A 16,475-nucleotide genomic window follows, 5' to 3' on the forward strand; every position below is an offset into this window, starting at 1 on the left:
AGTTGAGGAAGTTGAGGTTCACGCGCGTTTTTTGCGCGCGGCTCCACTTCGCTGTCTCCCCTCTCTGATCAGGGAGGGGTTGGGATGGGTCAGGTGCGCTCGGGTAGGGCTGGCATGCAGCCGCTGCCCCTCACCCTCCCACCCGGCTTTGCCGGGCGGGCCCCTCCCTTTCCCCGGTGGGGAGTTCCGGGCCGATTGTGCCCCCGGCACAATCTCAACATCGCGGGGCGATGTTGACCCGGAACTGGGTCATGCGGTTACCCCTCGATCCTGGAGAAGTCGGCGACGGTGTGGACGGAGGCGCGGACGCGGGCGAGGAGGTTCAGGCGCGCGGCACGCTTGGCCGCGTCGGGGTCGTTGACGGTGACGGTCTCAAAGAACGCGTCGATCGGTGCTCGCAGGCTAGCGAGCGCCGCCATCGCCGCCTCGAAATCCTCCGCCTCGACCGCGCGGGCGGCGGCGGGTTCGGCGGCGTCGAGCGCGGCGATCAGCGCGGCTTCGTCCTTCTCGGGCGTGTAGGACAGCGGTTCTCGCGCGACCGGAGCGGACGCGTCGACGCCTTCCTTTTTCAGGATGTTGGCGGCGCGCTTGTAGCCGGCGAGCAGGTTGGCGCCGTCGTCGGTCGTGACGAACGATTGCAGCGCGCGGACGCGGGCGAGCAGGCGGACGAGATCGTCCTCGCCGCCGAGTGCGAACACCGCGTCGATCAGGTCGTGGCGGACGCCGGCCTCGCGTTGCTGGACCTTGAGGCGGTCGGCGAAGAAGTCGAGGACATTGGCGACAAGGCTGTTAAACCCGTTACCCTTTTGGCCGAAAGGACGAATTATTTCTGTCAGCTCATCTTCCAAGGCAGAGCTTGGATGCTTACGAATTATCTCCTCTAACGCACGAACATAGCCAAGATCAGGAGTAGCTCTGTCTAGAGCGGCATACAACTCCTCTAGAAGGCTGCTTTTGGCTTTGATCCGCTGAGTGTCAGCCTTAATCCGATCCCCCATTTGAGAGAGGACAGGCACAGAAGCTCTAATAGTTGCTGTACTCAGACGAAGCCTAATTTGAGAATCTTGAAGTTGCGATAGTACTCCCAGACAGGCCCGCCTCAGCGCAAAGGGATCGCGAGACCCTGATGGCCTTTGATTGATAACAAAAAAACCAACCAACGTATCCAGCTTGTCCGCCAAACTCACCGCGACCGTGACCGGGGCGGTGGGGACGTCGTCGCCCTGCCCGACTGGCTTGTAATGGTCGCGGATCGCTTCGGCGACCTGGGGGTCCTCGCCTTGCGCGGCGGCGTAATAGCCGCCCATCAGGCCTTGTAGCTCGGGGAACTCGCCGACCATGCCGGTGACGAGGTCGGCCTTGCACAGGCGCGCGGCGCGTTCGGCGAGGTCGGCGAGGTGCGCCTTATCCTCCCCAGCATGGGGAGGGGGACCGTCCGCAGGACGGTGGAGGGGGGTGGCCTCGGGGGGTAACGCTGGGGGCTCTCCCCCTCCACCAGCTTCGCTGGTCCCCCTCCCCGGTTCGGGAAGGATATTTCCGCCTCCGACGATACCTTCCTCGACCAGCCAGCGGGCGAGTTTGGCGACGCGGTCTACCTTGTCGGCGACGGTGCCTAGCTTCTCGTGGAAGACGATCTTCTCAAGCTTCTTTGCCTGGTCCTCCAGCGGCACCTTGAGGTCCGTGTCGTAGAAGAAGCGCGCGTCGGAGAGGCGGGCGGCTAGGACCTTGCGATTGCCCTCGACGATCTTCGCGCCGCCGTCGGTGGCGTCGATGTTGGCAGTGCAGATGAAGGCGTTGGCGAGTTTGCCCTGCCCGTCCCGGCAGACGAAATACTTCTGGTTCACGCGCGCGGTGAGCTGGATCACTTCCGGCGGCACGTCGAGGAAGGCGGGGTCGAAGCGGCCGAGCAAGGGCACAGGCCATTCGGTCAGGCCAGCGTTCTCCGCGACCAGTCCCTCGTCGGGGACGAGTTCCAGCCGCGCGTCCGCCGCGAGCGCCTGGGCGCGGGTGCGGATCGTCGCGGCGCGCTCGTCCTGGTCGACGATGACGTGGCACATGCGCAGCTTGTCGGCGTAATCGGCGGCCGAGCCGATCGTGATCGCGCCGGGATGGTGAAAGCGGTGGCCGTAGGTGACCGCACCGCTGTCGATCCCCGCGATCGCGACGGGCACCACCTCCTCGCCGAACAGCGCGACGATGCCGTGCAGCGGGCGGACCCAGCGCAGAGACTCGGTCGAGGCGGACGCATCGCCCCAGCGCATCGACTTGGGCCAGGGAAAGGCGCGGATGATCGCGGGGATGGCGTCTGCGAGCACGTCGGCGGTGGCGCGGCCGGGCTTCTCGGTCACCGCAAAGAAGACGCCGCCCCGCTCGGTCAGTTGCTCGCGTGTCAGGCCGGTCTTGCGCAGGAAGCCGTCGAGCGCCTGCGGCGGGGCGCTGGTCTTCGGGCCCTTCACCTCCTCGCTGACTGCCTCAGTCGCCAGCGGCAGGTCGCGCGCGATCAGGGCGAGGCGGCGCGGGGTGGCGTAGGTGACGATCTCGGACGCCGACAGGCCGGCGCGGGCGAGTTCGGCGGCGAACAGGCGCGACAAATCCTCGCGTGCCTTCGCCTGCATCCGCGCGGGGATCTCCTCCGAGCGGAGTTCGAGCAGGAAGTCGTTCTGGGTGGCGGGGTTCACAGGCTCCACTCCGGGAAACGGGATTGCCACTGGGGCGTCATCTTCTCGATCTGCGCGGCGCAGGCGCCCTTCGCGAGATCGCGGACGCGGCCCATGTACGCCTGCCGTTCGGCAACCGAGATGACGCCGCGCGCCTGCAACAGGTTGAAGACGTGGCTCGCCTTGATCGCCTGCTCGTAGGCGGCGATCGGCAGCTTGGCAGCGAGCGAATTCTCGCACTCGGCGACGTGCTTGCGGAAGGCGTCGAACAAGGCGTCGGTGTCGGCGATCTCGAAGTTCCAGGTCGACATCTGGCGCTCGTTTTCGAGGAACACCTCGCCGTACGAGACGCCCGCGTCGTTGAACGCGAGATCGTACACGTTGTCGACGTCCTGGATGTACATGGCGAGGCGTTCGAGCCCGTAGGTCAGCTCACCCGCGACCGGCTTGCAGTCGAAGCCGCCCATCTGCTGGAAATAGGTGAATTGCGTCACCTCCATGCCGTCGCACCATACCTCCCAGCCCAGGCCCCAGGCGCCGAGCGTGGGCGATTCCCAATCGTCCTCGACGAAGCGGATGTCGTGGGTGGAGACGTCGACGCCGATCGCGAGCAGGCTGCCGAGGTAGAGTTCCTGCAGGTCGGGCGGACTCGGCTTCAGGATCACCTGATATTGGTAATAATGCTGGAGCCGGTTCGGGTTCTCGCCGTAGCGGCCATCGGTTGGGCGGCGGCAGGGTTGGACGAAGGCGGCGTTCCACGGCTCGGGTCCGAGCGCGCGCAGGGTGGTGGCGGGGTGAAAGGTGCCCGCGCCCATCTCCATGTCGTATGGTTGCAGGATGAGGCAGCCGCGCTCCGACCAATATTGGTGGAGCCGCAGGATCATCGACTGGAACGAGAGCGGGCGGGTGCCGCTGGTGGAGGGGGTGCGCGCGTCGGTCATGACGCGCGGTGCTCTGGCGCAAGCGTGCGGGCGAGGCAAGGCGATGGGACGCGTCCCGTTCGGGGGCGGTTCAGTTGCGGGTGGCATAGACGCACCGCATATCCGCGCTTCCCTTGCCCGAAGGCCGCTTGCATGACCCCCGTGATGAAGACCCTGACCTCCGCCTTCGCACTGCTGCTGGCGCTGCCCGCCTGCGCCAAGCAGGCGCCCGCCCCCGCGGTCGCGACCAAGGATGCCGATCCGGCATTGTGGGTGGTGAAGGACGCGGACACGACGATCTACCTGTTCGGGACGATCCACGTGCTGAAACCCGGCCTCACCTGGTTCGACGAGGCGGTGAAGACCGCGTTCGACAAGTCGAACACGCTGGTGCTCGAGATGGTCGAGCCCGACCAGGCGACCGAGCAGAAGATCGTGCTGGCGAAGGCGTTCGCGCCCGACCAGCCCGCGCTCAGCACGCAGGTGTCGGACAAATACCGCCAGACGCTGGTGACGACGATGGCAGCGGGCAAGGTGCCGCCTGCGACCTATGAGAAGATGCGGCCGTGGTTCGCCGCGGTCACGTTGTCGCTGCTGCCGGTGCAGAAATCGGGCTATGGCGCGGCGAACGGGCCGGAGCAGGTGCTGTCGGCGGCGGCGAAGGCGGCGAACAAGCCGGTCGTCGGGCTGGAAACGTTCGAAGGGCAGCTCGGCATCTTCGACGGCCTGTCGAAGCCCGCGCAGGTGAAATTGCTGGAAAGCACGATCGACGAACTGCCGACCGCGAATGCGACGATGGACAAGATGGTCGACGACTGGTCGCGCGGCGACCCCGATGCGCTGGCGCGCGAGATGAACAAGGGGCTGAAGGACTCGCCCGAGGTCGCCAAGGCGCTCCTGACCGACCGCAACAAGCAATGGGCGGGCTGGATCGCGGAGCGGATGCGGACGCCGGGCACCGTGTTCATTGCGGTCGGCGCGGGTCATCTGGCGGGCGCGAACAGCGTGCAGGAGCAGTTAAAAGCGTACAAGCTCGACGCGGTGCGGGTGAAATACTGAGCTGCTCCGCCCTACCGAGCTTAGAGGGATGGCGGCGTGGAGGTGGGCGCTCCTGCCCAGCCTTGCCTTTTAGCCCTTGCCCAGCTATGCGCGCCGGCTTCCGGTCATGGTCATCCCTGGAGGCGTGACGGGAAGCACTTACACGAATTTCGGAGCATATCATGAGCGACACTCTTACGCTCGCAGCCGAGACGCGTGACCGGGTTGGCAAGGGAGCCTCTCGTTCGCTGCGTCGCGAAGGCCGCGTCCCCGCCGTCATCTACGGTCAGAACCGCGAACCGACCGCGATCCACCTCGAGGAAAAGGCGCTGGTCAAGGCGCTGTCGACCGGTCACTTCTTTACCACCGTGGTGACGCTGAACGGCCAGCGCACGCTGCCCAAGGACGTGGCGTTCCACCCCGTCACCGATCGTCCGGTCCACGTCGACTTCCTGCGCATCGGTGCGCACGAGACGGTGACCGTGCAGGTGCCGGTGACCTTCACCGACGAAGACGAGTCGGCCTATCTGAAGCAGGGCGGCGTGCTGAACGTCGTGCGCCACGAGATCGAGGTGACTTGCGACGCGGCGAACATCCCGACCGAGATCGCGATCAGCCTGAAAGGCCGCGAGATCGGCGATTCGATCCACATCAGCGACGTGGCGCTGCCGAACGGCGTCGAGCCGTCGATAGACGACCGCGACTTCACCGTTGCGACGATCGTGCCGCCGACGGTCCCGACCGCCGAGGACGAGGCGCTCGACGCCGAGGTCGCCGAGACGCAGGCCGCCGAGCATGCCGAAGCGACCGACGAGGCCGCCGAGGGTGACGACGCCGGCACCGACGCCGACGGCGAGAAGTCGGAGGGCTGATCCCCTCGCACCGGCGGAGACGCGGGTGAGCCATAAAAAGGGGCAGGCGGGCGCAAGCTCCCCTGCCCTTTTCTGTTGATGGCCTCGTTCTCGTTAGGAGATGATTGACGTGCAATTGTGGGTGGGGCTCGGCAATCCGGGCGCGCAATATGCGATGCATCGCCACAATGTCGGCTTCATGGCGGTGGATGCGATCGCCGAGGTCCACGGCTTCGCCGCGCCGGCCAAGAAGTTTCAGGGCTGGGTGCAGGAAGGCCGCATCGGCACGACCAAGGTCATGCTGCTCAAGCCGGCGACCTTCATGAACGACAGCGGGCGCAGCGTCGGCGAGGCAATGCGCTTCTACAAGCTTGGCGTGGACGCACTGACGGTCTTCCACGACGAGCTCGACCTCGCGCCGATGAAGGTCAAGGTGCGCACCGGCGGCGGGCTTGCCGGGCACAACGGGCTGCGCTCGATCGACCAGCACCTGGGGCCTGAGTTCCGCCGCGTGCGGCTGGGCATCGGGCATCCCGGGCACAAGGACCGGGTGAGCGGCTATGTGCTGGGCAATTACGCCAAGGCCGAGATCGATACGCTGTCCGACATGCTCGGCGCGGTTGCGGGGGAAGCGGAGTGGCTGGCGCAGGGTGACGACGTGCGCTTCATGAACGACGTCGCGCTACGCATGGCGGACTAGGCGACCAGACGACGCGTGGGGTCCGAAGTCGCGACGCTGCGCGGCGGCGTTGCACCAGCACCGTTGAACAGCGGCGAGGCGCAGATCAGCCGGTTTCGCCCTAGTGCTTTCGCGACATAGAGCGCGCGGTCGGCGGCCGAGAGCAGCGCGTCGAGATCGCCGCCGTCGCTGCCGGCTTGGGCGAGCCCGATGCTGACGGTCGCGGTGACGACCACGCCGTCGCCGTGATCGGTACGGTTCGCGAAACGCGCGGCGATGCGCTCGCCCAGCGCCTTGGCCGCGGCAAGGTTGACGTCGGGCAGCAAGGCGGCGAACTCCTCGCCGCCCAACCGCGCGAGCGTGGCGGTTCCGTCCGTCTCATCGCGCATCACCTGCGCGAACGAGCGCAGCACCGCGTCGCCCGCGGCATGGCCGTGCGCGTCGTTGATCGCCTTGAAATGATCGAGGTCGAACGCCAGCAGCGTTGCGGTGCGATCACCGCGCAGCATCCGCGCGCCCGCCTCGAACAAGCCTTGCCGGTTGGTCAGCCCGGTCAGGAAATCGGTCCGCGAGGCGGCAAGCAGGTCGCGCTGCGCTTCCTCGCGCACCAGACCAACCAGGGTCATCGGCATCGCCACCGAGTAGAGCACGCCCTCGTACATCGTGATCTTGGACGCGAGGGCGATCACCGCGTCGCCGCCGCGCGTCGCGAGCAGCGGCAGCACAAACACGCGCGCGGCATAGATCGCGGTGTGCATCGCGGGCAGCAGGATTGCGAGCGGGCGCGTGCGCAACCGCCTGAGCGCGCGGTTGCGTACGAGCTCGAACACGGTCAGCGCGCTCGCGATCATGATCGGCAGCCCGGCGGCGTGTTGCCAGAATGCGTAGCGCTCAGCCCCACCCGCCACGATCCAGCCGGTGGCAAGGGCCAGCACGAGCAGCACCGAGCTGCGCAGATACCGCCGACCGTCGAGCGCGCCGACGCCGTTCAACACCAGCAGATAACCGGTGACGATCACGAGGTTGCTGGCAGCCCAGCCGGACGCGCCGGGCAGATGGGTGCGCGCGACCGCGATGCTGCACCCGACGGCAAGCGTCGTCCATCCCGCCGCCCAGATCAGCAGCGGCCGCCGCCGCCAGCGCCCGAAACTCTCCCACACCGTCAGCGCCGCACTCACGAGCAACGTGCCGATGATCAGCGAATAAAGGGTGGCGAGGTCGATCATGCCTCGATGCAATCGCTACCTCACACGCGGCGAAGAAGCCGTTAACGCACGCTCACACTTCCTTACACATCCGCCGCGATTGCGCGGGACACACGGCGGCGTCGCGCACGTTCAGTGGCGATGTGCGAGGGGAACATAGACGTGACTGACCTGGACCGGATCGTCGCCGAGGTAGCGGACGAGATCGCGGTAAACGCCGCAACGATCGAGCGCGAGGCGGATGCGAAGGAGCCAGGCGCGACCCCCGGACCGCTGGGAATCGCGGTTGCGCTGCCCGATGGACGTGTGTTGTGCGGCGGCGACACCGCCACGCGCTTTCCGATCCAGAGCATCTCCAAGGTATTCGCGCTCGAGGTCGCGCTATGCGCGATCGGTGACGCCGTGTTCGAACGTGTCGGGCGCGAACCCTCGGGCGATCCGTTCAACTCGATCGTCGAGCTGGAGCGCAACGACGGCATCCCGCGCAACCCGTTCGTCAACGCGGGCGCGCTGGTGACGGTCGACGTGGTCGGTGAGGCGATGAAGGGCGCGGGCGCGCACGGTGCGGTGGTCGACCTGATCGCGCATCAGCTCGGGGTCGACCGCGTCGCGCTCGACGATGAGGTGCTGGAGAGTGAGACGAGCGGCGGCGATCTGAACCGTTCGATGCTGAGCTTCATGAAGCATCACGGCAACCTGCGCGGCGACCCCGACCAGGTGCTGCGCCGCTATGTCGCGCAATGCGCGGTGTCGCTCAACTGCGCCGAACTGGCGCGCGCCGGACGGTTCCTGGCGCGGACGCGGCTGAAGAAGGACGAGTCAGGTGAGAATGGCGCGAAGAACAACGCCCGTGCGACACGGATGCGCCACCTGCTGGCATTGATGATGACGTGCGGGCATTACGACGCCTCGGGCGACTTCGCGCTGCGCGTCGGGCTACCGGCCAAGAGCGGGGTCGGCGGCGGCATCCTGGCGATCGCACCCGAAGTGGCCTCGTTCGCGGTATGGTCGCGCAACCTCGACCAGAACGGCAATTCGATTCAGGGCGTCCACGCGCTGGAAATGCTGGCGGCGCGCACCGGCTGGTCGGTGTTCGGCCCGCCGCGCCCCTGAAGCAACACCGCGCCCGAAGCCGCGCTGCAATCAGGCGACGTAGAGCGTCGAGATCATCAGCAATTGCCGGATCGCGCGCAGTTCGGCCTCCATGCTTCGTTGCAGCATCGCGATCGTCTCGACCATCTCGGCGCGATAGATCGTCCACTCGGTCTCGCGCAGATGGCGCCAGCGCGCGTGATAGGCGGTGACGACCTCGCCGAGCTGAAAACAATCGAGCTTCATCGTGCGCGCGACGATCCTGCTGGATGCCGGACCGTGACTTACGACGGGATCGAAGATCTGCCCGTGCTTGAAGCGCTGATACCGGCCCAGATGCGCGGTCAACCGGTCGCGGTTGCCCGCGAGCAGCGCGAGGCTGCCGATCCGCTCGCCCGCGACCAGTGCCTCGGCGCGTCGCATCATGGTGAACGCGCGGGAGACGTAAGCCTCGGCTTCGTTATGCAGCGCCGCGCGCGCCTCGGCCGACCCGAACAGCGAAGGCGGCGCGATCGGTGCTCCGCCGTCGCGTAACAGCGCGCTCATGCCGCCGCCGCGATCGGTCCGTGGCCAACGCCCGCGGCCGCCGCGCGCATGCGGTCGGACAACATCGAATAAGCCGCGATCCAGCCCGCGCGCGTGTCGGGATCGAACCGGTCGCCCAGCGTCGCGGCGAGCGCACCGACCAGCGCTTCGCCCACCGCAGCATAATGCCGGTCGTGCGCACCATAGCCGACGTGACGCACCGCCAGATCCTCCGCGACGGGCAGAACCCGTTCGATCACATCGAGCGAGTCGACCACGGTGGCGAGCGTCAGGAACAATTTGCGCCCCTGCTCGGCCATGTCGTGGCGGAACAGCGCGCGCGTGTCCGGCGCCAGCGCGAACAGGCGAGCGTAGAAGTCGGCTGCGACCTCACCGGTGATCGAGAGGACGGCGGCAAAGCTGTTCTGGACCAGCGTGATCTGACGCGATGTGATCATGATGCGTCGTCATATCAGCCAGTTACGACGCAAAGATTAATGCAGATCATTCTTCGATCGTGTGAATTGCGTAGCGGTCGCGCCAACGAGGCGCAGTTTGACACGCACGCGGACCGCATGCTTCGGCAGATCGATGACCAGCCGCGCCCTGTTCCCGACCCTGTTCTACGAGTCCCGCGTCGAGGATGCAGCGCTGCTCGACGATTTGGACGCATCGTGTCGCGCACTCGCGCAGGAGGACCGCGCCGGACGCGCGTGGTCAAAGGAGCACGGCTATCGCGGCTATACCAGCTACGCCTCGCTCGCAGACCTGCCGCAGCGCGATCCGGCGTTCGCGGACCTGAAACGGGTGCTCGACCGCCACGTCGCCGCCTTCGCGCGCGATCTCCAGCTCGACCTCGCCGGGCGGAAGCTTAAGCTCGACAGCTTGTGGGTCAATGTGATGAAGCCGGGCGGCACGCATTCGGGGCACCTCCACCCGCACAGCGTCGTGTCGGGCACCTTCTACGTCGCGGTGCCCGAAGGGTCGGGCGCCTTGAAGCTCGAGGACCCGCGCCTCGCGATGTTGATGGCGGCGCCGACCCGCCCCGACACGTTCGTCTATGCCGAACCGCACGCAGGCAGCGTGTTCCTGTGGGAAAGCTGGCTGCGCCACGAGGTGATGCCGAGCAGCGCGAAAGCCGAGCGGATCAGCATCAGCTTCAACTATCGCTGGTAACCGCATTGCCGGCGGCAAATCCGCGCGCATCCGCACCACTGGCGGAAACGCGCGTGAACGATTAGGTGCGCCCGCAATCCTTTCTCCCCAATCTGTCTTGAAGCACTAGGAACAACGCATGGGTTTCCGCTGCGGCATCGTGGGCCTGCCCAACGTCGGCAAGTCCACCCTCTTCAACGCGCTGACCGAAACGGCCGCCGCGCAGGCCGCGAACTATCCGTTCTGCACGATCGAGCCCAATGTCGGGAACGTCGGCGTGCCCGATCCGCGGCTCAACCAGCTGGCGGCGATCGCGAAATCGGCCAAGATCATCGAAACGCAGCTCGGCTTCGTCGACATCGCCGGGCTGGTGCGCGGCGCGTCGAAGGGCGAGGGTCTGGGCAACCAGTTCCTCGGCAATATCCGCGAGGTCGACGCGATCGTCCACGTGCTGCGCTGTTTCGAGAATGACGACATCCAGCACGTCGACAACCGCGTCGACCCGATCGCCGACGCCGAAACGGTCGAGACCGAGCTGATGCTGTCCGACCTCGACAGCCTGGAGAAGCGCGTCCCCAACCTCGCCAAGAAAGGCCAGCAGGGCGACAAGGACGCGAAACTCGCCGCGGTGGTGCTCGGCCGTGCGCTCGACCTGCTGCGCGAAGGCAAGCCGGCGCGGCTGACGCAGGTGAACGACGCGGAGGAAGCGCGCGTGCTGGAGCAGGCGCAGCTCTTGACCGCGAAGCCCGTGCTGTACGTGTGCAACGTCAACGAGGAGGACGCCGCGAACGGCAATGCCTACTCGCAGCGCGTGTTCGACAAGGCCGCGGCCGAGGGCGCGCAGGCGGTCGTCGTCTCCGCCGCGATCGAGGCCGAGATCGCGACCATGCCGAACGAGGACCGCGCGGAGTTCCTGTCCGAGCTGGGGCTGGAGGAAAGCGGCCTCGCGCGCGTGATCCGCGCCGGGTACAAATTGCTCAACCTGCTGACCTTCTTCACGGTCGGGCCGAAGGAAGCGCGCGCCTGGACCGTTGAGGCGGGTGCCAAGGCACCGCAGGCGGCAGGTGCAATCCACTCCGATTTCGAGCGCGGCTTCATCCGCGCCGAGACGACCGCGTTCGACGATTACGTCGCGCTCGGCGGTGAGGCGGGGGCGCGCGACGCGGGCAAGCTGCGCCAGGAGGGCAAGGAATATGTCGTCCACGACGGCGACGTGATGCTGTTCCGCTTCAACGTGTGACGCGCGCCGCCGCGATCGCGCGCGGCGTGCTGATCGCCAGATTCTCCTGGGGCACGCTGACCCACGCGGCCGATTGGTGGCGGTTCGGCTGGTGGCCGTACCGCGTCGGTCCGGTGGCGCTACAGGCATTCTGGAACGCGCTGGTGCTGCTCGACGCGGGCGTGATCATCCTGCTCGCACGCGGTGACGCGCGGCGGGGAATTGCACTCGCGATGGCGGTGATGATCGCCGACGTGGCGGCGAATGCCTGGGCGTGGCGGGCGTTGGACATCGACGCCCTCGCGATCGCCGTGCCGGTGCAGGCGGCATTTCTCGGCTACGTGCTGGGTGTCGCGCCATTGTTATGGTGCGAGCGACGGCGTTAGGATCGGGCGTCGGCGCCGTTTCGACGGGATCAGCGTCGCGGCGTGTCGACCACGGGCTGGTTCAGCAGATTACCGTAGGGCGCGCTCTTCGGCGCCCCCTTATCCGAGCGCGGTTCTAGCCACTGCGGCTGCGTACCGGGCGCGGGCGTCACCTGCATCACCGGCGTCTTGGGGGGCGGACCGGTCGGGGTCGCCATTGGGGCAGCCGCGGCGCTGTTGCCGCCACTCTTCGCGCCAGCATCGGACGATTTGCCGCCCTCACCCTTGCCGCACGCGGCAAGCGGAACCAGCAGCGCGAGGAGGAACAGTCGCATGCGCGGTACAAAGCGCGAGCGTCGGGCGCGTTCCCGCACCCGTACATCGCCGCGCACGGCGCTGGGTGCTGGCGGGTGTAACGATCGCGCGGCGGGCGGCTAAGCGCAGGCATCGCCGCCGATAATTGGCGCATCATACCTGATACTGGCACATCGAAGACGCGCAACGACGGCGACGCTGGTGTGTTATTGAAATGGCACACTTCTCGCATCGGCTTCATCAGCGCCTCACTGGAAGAGCCGCCGTGGAGAAGATGATGATCGCAACGATGCCCTTAATGGCCGCTGGCCTCGCACTCACCGCGAGCACCGCCGCATTCGCCGAACAGCCGGCGAACGCGCGCGCTTACGCCGTCCACTATGACGCTCCGACCGACCGCTATTGCATCCGGTTCTTCTCGGACGCGCTGCTCGATCCGCGACCGAACAACCCGGCGCCCGCTTGCCGGACGCAGGCACATTGGGCGAGGCACAAGGTGTTGGTGCATCATCCCGCGCGTGACAAGGCTGTCGGGTACGCCGCCTATGCCCCCTGATCGGTTGCTCAAAAGCCCGGCCGCTCACCGCCTGGCATGACAAGCGAGCGGATGGTCAGCGGAGGCATCTGGCGGTAGGAGGATAACGTGTTCCGCCGCCTGTTGCTCCTCCTCGCGCTGATCGTGGCGCTGCCCGCGACCGCGCGGCCGGCGTGCCATGATGCGGGCGCGGTACCTTATGTGCAGGCGGGCATGCACCACGAGGCGGCGTCCGATCACGCTGCCGGTCACACGGGCGACGGGCAGCGCGGCGCACACGCGGGCGGGCACGACTGCATCGGCTGCATTCCGCCCGACATGCTGTTGAGCGCGCGGCTGGGCGGCGCGATGCCGCCGCTGGTGCGCACTCTGCCCGCGCGTGCCGTCTCGTTCACACCCGGTGAAGCGCGCCGTCCGACCCCGCCTCCGCCGAAGAACGCGTAGCCGCCGCGCGCCCTCGCGCGCGTCACGCGTTCCTTCTTCCCGGAGTTCTCCCATGTATCGCCCCACCCTGCTCGCCGCCTGCGCGGCGGGCGCGCTGCTGCCGTCGGCCGCTGCGGCGCAGCACCACCACATGCCGACCCCTGCCACCTCGCCGCGTACAGCCGAGCCCAGCAGCGCCACAACGAAGCCACACCCGGCCCGCGCCCGACGCACGGCGATCGCGAAGTCGTCCGGCACGCGCAGCGCCAGCGTGCGACAAGCCGTCCGAACGCGTGGCCCGAGCACCACGCATGATGCGCTCTCCAGTCACGCAGGCGTGGATCATTCCGGCCACGTGGCGCCCCTGGCTGGCGCGACACCAGCCGGCGATGCAGCCTCGGGGCACATCGGCCATGCCGCGGTGCCGGATGGTGTGCACGAAGCCCACGGCGATTACGCGGGCATCGATTATGCTCGTCCGCGGCCGGCACCGGACCGAGCCGCTCCATCGGGTCACGCGCAAACCGAACGACCGCCGCACGCGGCCATGCCCGGCATGGAGACTGGCGCGGGCAGCGATCTTCATCGCATGAACCACCTGGGCCACGACATGCCCGCGCCGACCGATGCGGTGCCTGCAAACCACGCCGCGATGGATCACGCGGGCATGACCAGCGGCACGGACCACGCCGATATGAACCACGCCATGTCCTTCACCGCACCACCCGCGTGGCGACAGGCGAGCGACGCCGCGCTGGCACGCGCACCACTCGGCGTGGCGATGTCGGGCATGACGATGGGCACCGCGAACGGTTGGTATTCGCCCGGCAGCGGCACCGCGCGGCTTCCCGCCGCGGAAGGCCCGATGCGCGGCGCGATGTTCTCGGCCGGCGAGTGGATGGTGATGGCGCACGGCTACGCCTGGGCCAGCGTCACCGATCAAGGCGGACCGCGTGGGAGCAGCATGGCGTTCGTGCAGTCGATGGCGATGCTGATGGGCGACCGTGATCTCGGCGACCGTTTCCACCTCCAGGTGCGCGCAATGGGGAGCCTTGAGCCCGCGATGGGGCAGCGTGGCTATCCGAACCTGTTCGCGACCGGGGAGACCGCGAACGGTGTGCCGCTGGTCGACCGGCAGCACCCGCACGACCTGTTCATGGAATTGGCCGCGCGCGTCGACTACCGGCTTGGCGAGGGCGTGCTGGGGGGCGACGCCAACCTGTTCCTCTACGGCGGGCCGGTCGGCGAGCCCGCGCTCGGCCCGTCGGCGTTCATGCATCGGGGCTCGGCGCGCTATCAGCCGCTGTCGCCGATCACGCACCATTGGTTCGATTCGACCCACATCACCTACGGCGTGGTGACCGCGGGGCTCTCCGCGCCCAGGTTCCAGCTCGAGGGATCGTGGTTCAAGGGGCGCGAGCCCGACGAGCGGCGCTGGAACATCGATCCCGTCCGGCTCGACTCTTGGTCGCTGCGCGGCACCTGGACGCCTTCGCCCTATCTCGCCGTGCAGGTGAGCCATGGGCATCTGAAGGAACCGGAGGTCCAGCACCCGGGCGAGAACGAGAACCGCACCACCGCGAGCGTGCAATGGGCGCGCGGCGGCGTGTCGACCACGCTCGCCTGGTCGCGCAAGGATCGCCAGCCGGGCGACGTGCTGAACGCCTATCTCGCCGAGGCGACGTGGGAGATCACGCGCCGTCACGCCGTTTTCGCGCGGGTCGAGAATGTCGTGAACGACGAGCTCTTTCCCGACCATGACTCGCCCCTGCACGACCGGCGTTTCCGCGTCACAAAGGCCGAAGGCGGCTACGCTTATCGCCTGCCGATCGCGGGCGCGCTCGGCGTCGCGCTGGGGGGCACGGTGGCCGCCTACGCCAAGCCCGACGCGCTCGACGCGGCGTATGGCGACAATCCGGTCAGTTGGACATTGTTCGCGAAACTGGCGGTGGGGTTGTGAGGCAGAAGCCGAGGTGACGGCGTCGGTGATCGAGCCGCATCACCGTCATCTCCCCTCCCTGACAAGTGAGAGGAGATAGTAGGTCGGGAGCACTCACAATCCGCATGGTACGAGACAAAGCGAGCGGCGAGGATTAGGAGCAACGGCGATGTTGCGCTCGGCTCTCCCGCTCGCCGCGCTCGCTGCCCTGGGCGCGTGCGCTTATCCTTATACGCCCCCGGCGCTGTCGCCGGTGACGCAGCCTGCGCCGCCGGCGACGGGTGCACGCTACACCACCGCGGCGACCTCGCCCGCCGCCACCGGCACCCGCTACACCGGCGCGGCCACGGCGCCCGCGATGCAGGAGGCGCGCGCGCCGGTCACCATCCTGGTGTCGATCGACGGCTTCCGCCCCGATTATCTCGCGCGCGGCGTCACCCCCAATCTGTCACGCCTCGCCGCGACCGGCGTGTCGGCGGACATGCGGCCGAGCTTCCCGTCGAAGACCTTCCCCAATCATTGGACGCTGGTGACCGGCCTGCGCCCCGACCGCCACGGCATCGTCGCCAATTCGTTCATCGACCCCGCGCGCCCGGACGAAACCTTCACGATGGCGAGCGACGATCCGTTCTGGTGGAATGCGGCCGAGCCGATCTGGGTCACCGCGGAGAAAGCGAGCATCCGCACCGCGACGATGTTCTGGCCGGGATCGAACGTCGCCTGGGGCGGTGTGCGCGGTACGGGCGGTCACGGCGAGGTGAACGGCGGCACGCGCCCGTCCGATTGGCAGCAGTTCAACCAGGCGGTGACGGGGGAGCAGCGCGTCGCGGCAGTGATCGACTGGCTGCGCCGGCCTGCCGCCACGCGCCCGCGGCTGGTGACGCTCTATTTCGACACGGTCGACAGCGCCGGGCACAGCTACGGCCCCGGCGACGCGCGCACGACGCAGGCGGTGGCCGAGGTCGACCGCCATATCGGCGCGCTGACGCAGGCGCTCGCCGAACTGGGTCAGCCCGCCAATCTGGTGATCGTCGCCGACCACGGCATGGCAGCGACCAGCAGCACGCGCGTGATCGCGCTCGACCGCATCCTGCCACCCGCCGACGCGCGCGTGTTCGAGGCCGGGCCGTACGCCAGCTTCTATCCCGCGCCGGGTCGCGACGCGGCGGTGCGCGCCGCGCTGCTCGCACCGCATCCGCACATGACGTGCTGGGCCAAGGGCAACATTCCGGCGCGTTTCCACTATGGCGCGAACGTGCGCGTGCCGCCCTATCTCTGCCTCGCCGACGATCGTCCGGGCGGTGCCTGGTCGATCGAGAAGACCGCGCCATCGCGCCCGCGCGAGGGCGGTAATCACGGCTACGACAATGAAGCGCCCGACATGCGCGCGCTGTTCATCGCCAACGGCCCGGCCTTCGCCAGCGGCAAGCGCGTCGGCGATTTCGACAATGTCGATGTGGCGCCGCTGCTGCGCGATCTGCTCGGGTTGCCGCCGGAACAGGCGCTCGACGGTGACGATCGGCCGTTTCGCGGCGTGCTCAGGCGGTAAGCAGGGAG

General features: G+C 67.8%; 17 protein-coding genes. 11 read left to right on the forward strand and 6 right to left on the reverse strand.

All coding sequences use genetic code 11. From position 1 onward, the window contains the following. Positions 1-257: 257 nt before the first annotated feature. Complete coding sequence (gene glyS, locus Q0579_RS12875; RefSeq protein ID WP_298813176.1) at positions 258-2,687, reverse strand: glycine--tRNA ligase subunit beta; 2,430 nt, start codon at positions 2,685-2,687, stop codon at positions 258-260. Beyond that, positions 2,675-3,598 (reverse strand): glycine--tRNA ligase subunit alpha, encoded by a 924-nt coding sequence (locus Q0579_RS12880; protein WP_298812995.1) that lies wholly within the window; start codon positions 3,596-3,598, stop codon positions 2,675-2,677. The genes glyS and Q0579_RS12880 overlap by 13 nt, the downstream gene beginning before the upstream one ends. A gap of 144 nt (positions 3,599-3,742) precedes the next feature. Between Q0579_RS12880 and Q0579_RS12885 the strand changes: the two genes are divergently transcribed. The 3 genes from Q0579_RS12885 to pth all read left to right on the forward strand — a co-directional run bounded on the left by Q0579_RS12885 (position 3,743) and on the right by pth (position 6,166). Beyond that, positions 3,743-4,636 carry a TraB/GumN family protein gene (locus tag Q0579_RS12885; protein ID WP_298812997.1) on the forward strand — a complete coding sequence of 298 codons (894 nt, stop codon included), beginning with the start codon at positions 3,743-3,745 and terminating at the stop codon, positions 4,634-4,636. Between the two features lie 161 nt (positions 4,637-4,797). Further along, entirely contained in the window at positions 4,798-5,487 is a 690-nt protein-coding gene (locus tag Q0579_RS12890) for a 50S ribosomal protein L25/general stress protein Ctc (RefSeq protein WP_298812999.1), read from the forward strand. 109 nt (positions 5,488-5,596) lie between these two features. After that, the gene (gene pth, locus Q0579_RS12895) at positions 5,597-6,166 is read left to right on the forward strand and encodes an aminoacyl-tRNA hydrolase (RefSeq protein ID WP_298813001.1); all 570 of its coding nucleotides are present in this window, start codon (positions 5,597-5,599) and stop codon (positions 6,164-6,166) included. On the opposite strand, the gene Q0579_RS12900 is transcribed toward pth, so the two are convergent. Beyond that, positions 6,163-7,371: a GGDEF domain-containing protein gene (locus Q0579_RS12900; RefSeq protein ID WP_298813003.1), complete on the reverse strand. Its 1,209-nt coding sequence runs from the start codon at positions 7,369-7,371 to the stop codon at positions 6,163-6,165. The two genes, pth and Q0579_RS12900, sit on opposite strands and share 4 nt — an antisense overlap. A 120-nt stretch (positions 7,372-7,491) precedes the next feature. Here Q0579_RS12900 and glsA point away from each other — a divergent pair, with 120 nt between their 5' ends. After that, on the forward strand, positions 7,492-8,463 hold the full coding sequence (gene glsA / locus Q0579_RS12905; RefSeq protein WP_366522287.1) for a glutaminase A: 972 nt from the start codon (positions 7,492-7,494) through the stop codon (positions 8,461-8,463). 30 nt (positions 8,464-8,493) lie between these two features. Here the strand turns inward: glsA and Q0579_RS12910 are convergent, their stop codons facing one another. Next, positions 8,494-8,988 carry a hypothetical protein gene (locus Q0579_RS12910; protein WP_298813012.1) on the reverse strand — a complete coding sequence of 165 codons (495 nt, stop codon included), beginning with the start codon at positions 8,986-8,988 and terminating at the stop codon, positions 8,494-8,496. Then, positions 8,985-9,425, reverse strand: a complete 441-nt coding sequence (locus Q0579_RS12915) for a globin family protein (protein WP_298813015.1) — start codon at positions 9,423-9,425, stop codon at positions 8,985-8,987. Before Q0579_RS12915 ends, Q0579_RS12910 begins: the two co-directional genes overlap by 4 nt. Before the next feature lie 133 nt (positions 9,426-9,558). Here Q0579_RS12915 and Q0579_RS12920 point away from each other — a divergent pair, with 133 nt between their 5' ends. The 3 genes from Q0579_RS12920 (at position 9,559) to Q0579_RS12930 (ending at position 11,727) form a co-directional block, all read left to right on the forward strand. After that, positions 9,559-10,143, forward strand: coding sequence for a TIGR02466 family protein (locus tag Q0579_RS12920; protein WP_298813017.1), 585 nt, complete (start codon positions 9,559-9,561; stop codon positions 10,141-10,143). 118 nt (positions 10,144-10,261) lie between these two features. Beyond that, on the forward strand, positions 10,262-11,362 hold the full coding sequence (ychF, locus tag Q0579_RS12925) for a redox-regulated ATPase YchF (protein WP_298813020.1): 1,101 nt from the start codon (positions 10,262-10,264) through the stop codon (positions 11,360-11,362). Continuing rightward, positions 11,359-11,727: a hypothetical protein gene (locus Q0579_RS12930; RefSeq protein WP_298813023.1), complete on the forward strand. Its 369-nt coding sequence runs from the start codon at positions 11,359-11,361 to the stop codon at positions 11,725-11,727. The genes ychF and Q0579_RS12930 overlap by 4 nt, the downstream gene beginning before the upstream one ends. A gap of 29 nt (positions 11,728-11,756) precedes the next feature. Here the strand turns inward: Q0579_RS12930 and Q0579_RS12935 are convergent, their stop codons facing one another. Next, positions 11,757-12,041, reverse strand: coding sequence for a hypothetical protein (locus tag Q0579_RS12935; protein WP_298813025.1), 285 nt, complete (start codon positions 12,039-12,041; stop codon positions 11,757-11,759). A gap of 278 nt (positions 12,042-12,319) precedes the next feature. Between Q0579_RS12935 and Q0579_RS12940 the strand changes: the two genes are divergently transcribed. The 4 genes from Q0579_RS12940 to Q0579_RS12955 all read left to right on the forward strand — a co-directional run bounded on the left by Q0579_RS12940 (position 12,320) and on the right by Q0579_RS12955 (position 16,467). Next, positions 12,320-12,577, forward strand: a complete 258-nt coding sequence (locus tag Q0579_RS12940) for a hypothetical protein (protein ID WP_298813028.1) — start codon at positions 12,320-12,322, stop codon at positions 12,575-12,577. An 87-nt stretch (positions 12,578-12,664) separates the two neighbouring features. Continuing rightward, positions 12,665-13,000: a hypothetical protein gene (locus Q0579_RS12945; RefSeq protein ID WP_298813030.1), complete on the forward strand. Its 336-nt coding sequence runs from the start codon at positions 12,665-12,667 to the stop codon at positions 12,998-13,000. Positions 13,001-13,568: 568 nt separating this feature from the next. Further along, positions 13,569-14,939: a hypothetical protein gene (locus Q0579_RS12950; protein WP_298813032.1), complete on the forward strand. Its 1,371-nt coding sequence runs from the start codon at positions 13,569-13,571 to the stop codon at positions 14,937-14,939. A gap of 148 nt (positions 14,940-15,087) precedes the next feature. Then, positions 15,088-16,467 (forward strand): ectonucleotide pyrophosphatase/phosphodiesterase, encoded by a 1,380-nt coding sequence (locus Q0579_RS12955; RefSeq protein WP_298813034.1) that lies wholly within the window; start codon positions 15,088-15,090, stop codon positions 16,465-16,467. Positions 16,468-16,475 lie beyond the last annotated feature (8 nt).

This window comes from uncultured Sphingomonas sp., from assembly GCF_936927845.1.
In the GTDB taxonomy this organism is placed as follows: Bacteria; Pseudomonadota; Alphaproteobacteria; order Sphingomonadales; family Sphingomonadaceae; genus Sphingomonas.

Coding starts and splice junctions, on each gene's coding strand:
- Q0579_RS12935 (WP_298813025.1), bottom strand. CDS start 12,041: ATGCGACTGTTCCTCCTCGCGCTGCTGGTTCCGCTTGCCGCGTGCGGC.
- Q0579_RS12910 (WP_298813012.1), bottom strand. CDS start 8,988: ATGAGCGCGCTGTTACGCGACGGCGGAGCACCGATCGCGCCGCCTTCG.
- Q0579_RS12950 (WP_298813032.1), top strand. CDS start 13,569: ATGAACCACCTGGGCCACGACATGCCCGCGCCGACCGATGCGGTGCCT.
- Q0579_RS12880 (WP_298812995.1), bottom strand. CDS start 3,598: ATGACCGACGCGCGCACCCCCTCCACCAGCGGCACCCGCCCGCTCTCG.
- Q0579_RS12890 (WP_298812999.1), top strand. CDS start 4,798: ATGAGCGACACTCTTACGCTCGCAGCCGAGACGCGTGACCGGGTTGGC.
- Q0579_RS12940 (WP_298813028.1), top strand. CDS start 12,320: ATGGCCGCTGGCCTCGCACTCACCGCGAGCACCGCCGCATTCGCCGAA.
- Q0579_RS12885 (WP_298812997.1), top strand. CDS start 3,743: ATGAAGACCCTGACCTCCGCCTTCGCACTGCTGCTGGCGCTGCCCGCC.
- Q0579_RS12955 (WP_298813034.1), top strand. CDS start 15,088: ATGTTGCGCTCGGCTCTCCCGCTCGCCGCGCTCGCTGCCCTGGGCGCG.
- ychF (WP_298813020.1), top strand. CDS start 10,262: ATGGGTTTCCGCTGCGGCATCGTGGGCCTGCCCAACGTCGGCAAGTCC.
- glsA (WP_366522287.1), top strand. CDS start 7,492: ATGTGCGAGGGGAACATAGACGTGACTGACCTGGACCGGATCGTCGCC.
- Q0579_RS12900 (WP_298813003.1), bottom strand. CDS start 7,371: ATGATCGACCTCGCCACCCTTTATTCGCTGATCATCGGCACGTTGCTC.
- Q0579_RS12920 (WP_298813017.1), top strand. CDS start 9,559: ATGACCAGCCGCGCCCTGTTCCCGACCCTGTTCTACGAGTCCCGCGTC.
- Q0579_RS12915 (WP_298813015.1), bottom strand. CDS start 9,425: ATGATCACATCGCGTCAGATCACGCTGGTCCAGAACAGCTTTGCCGCC.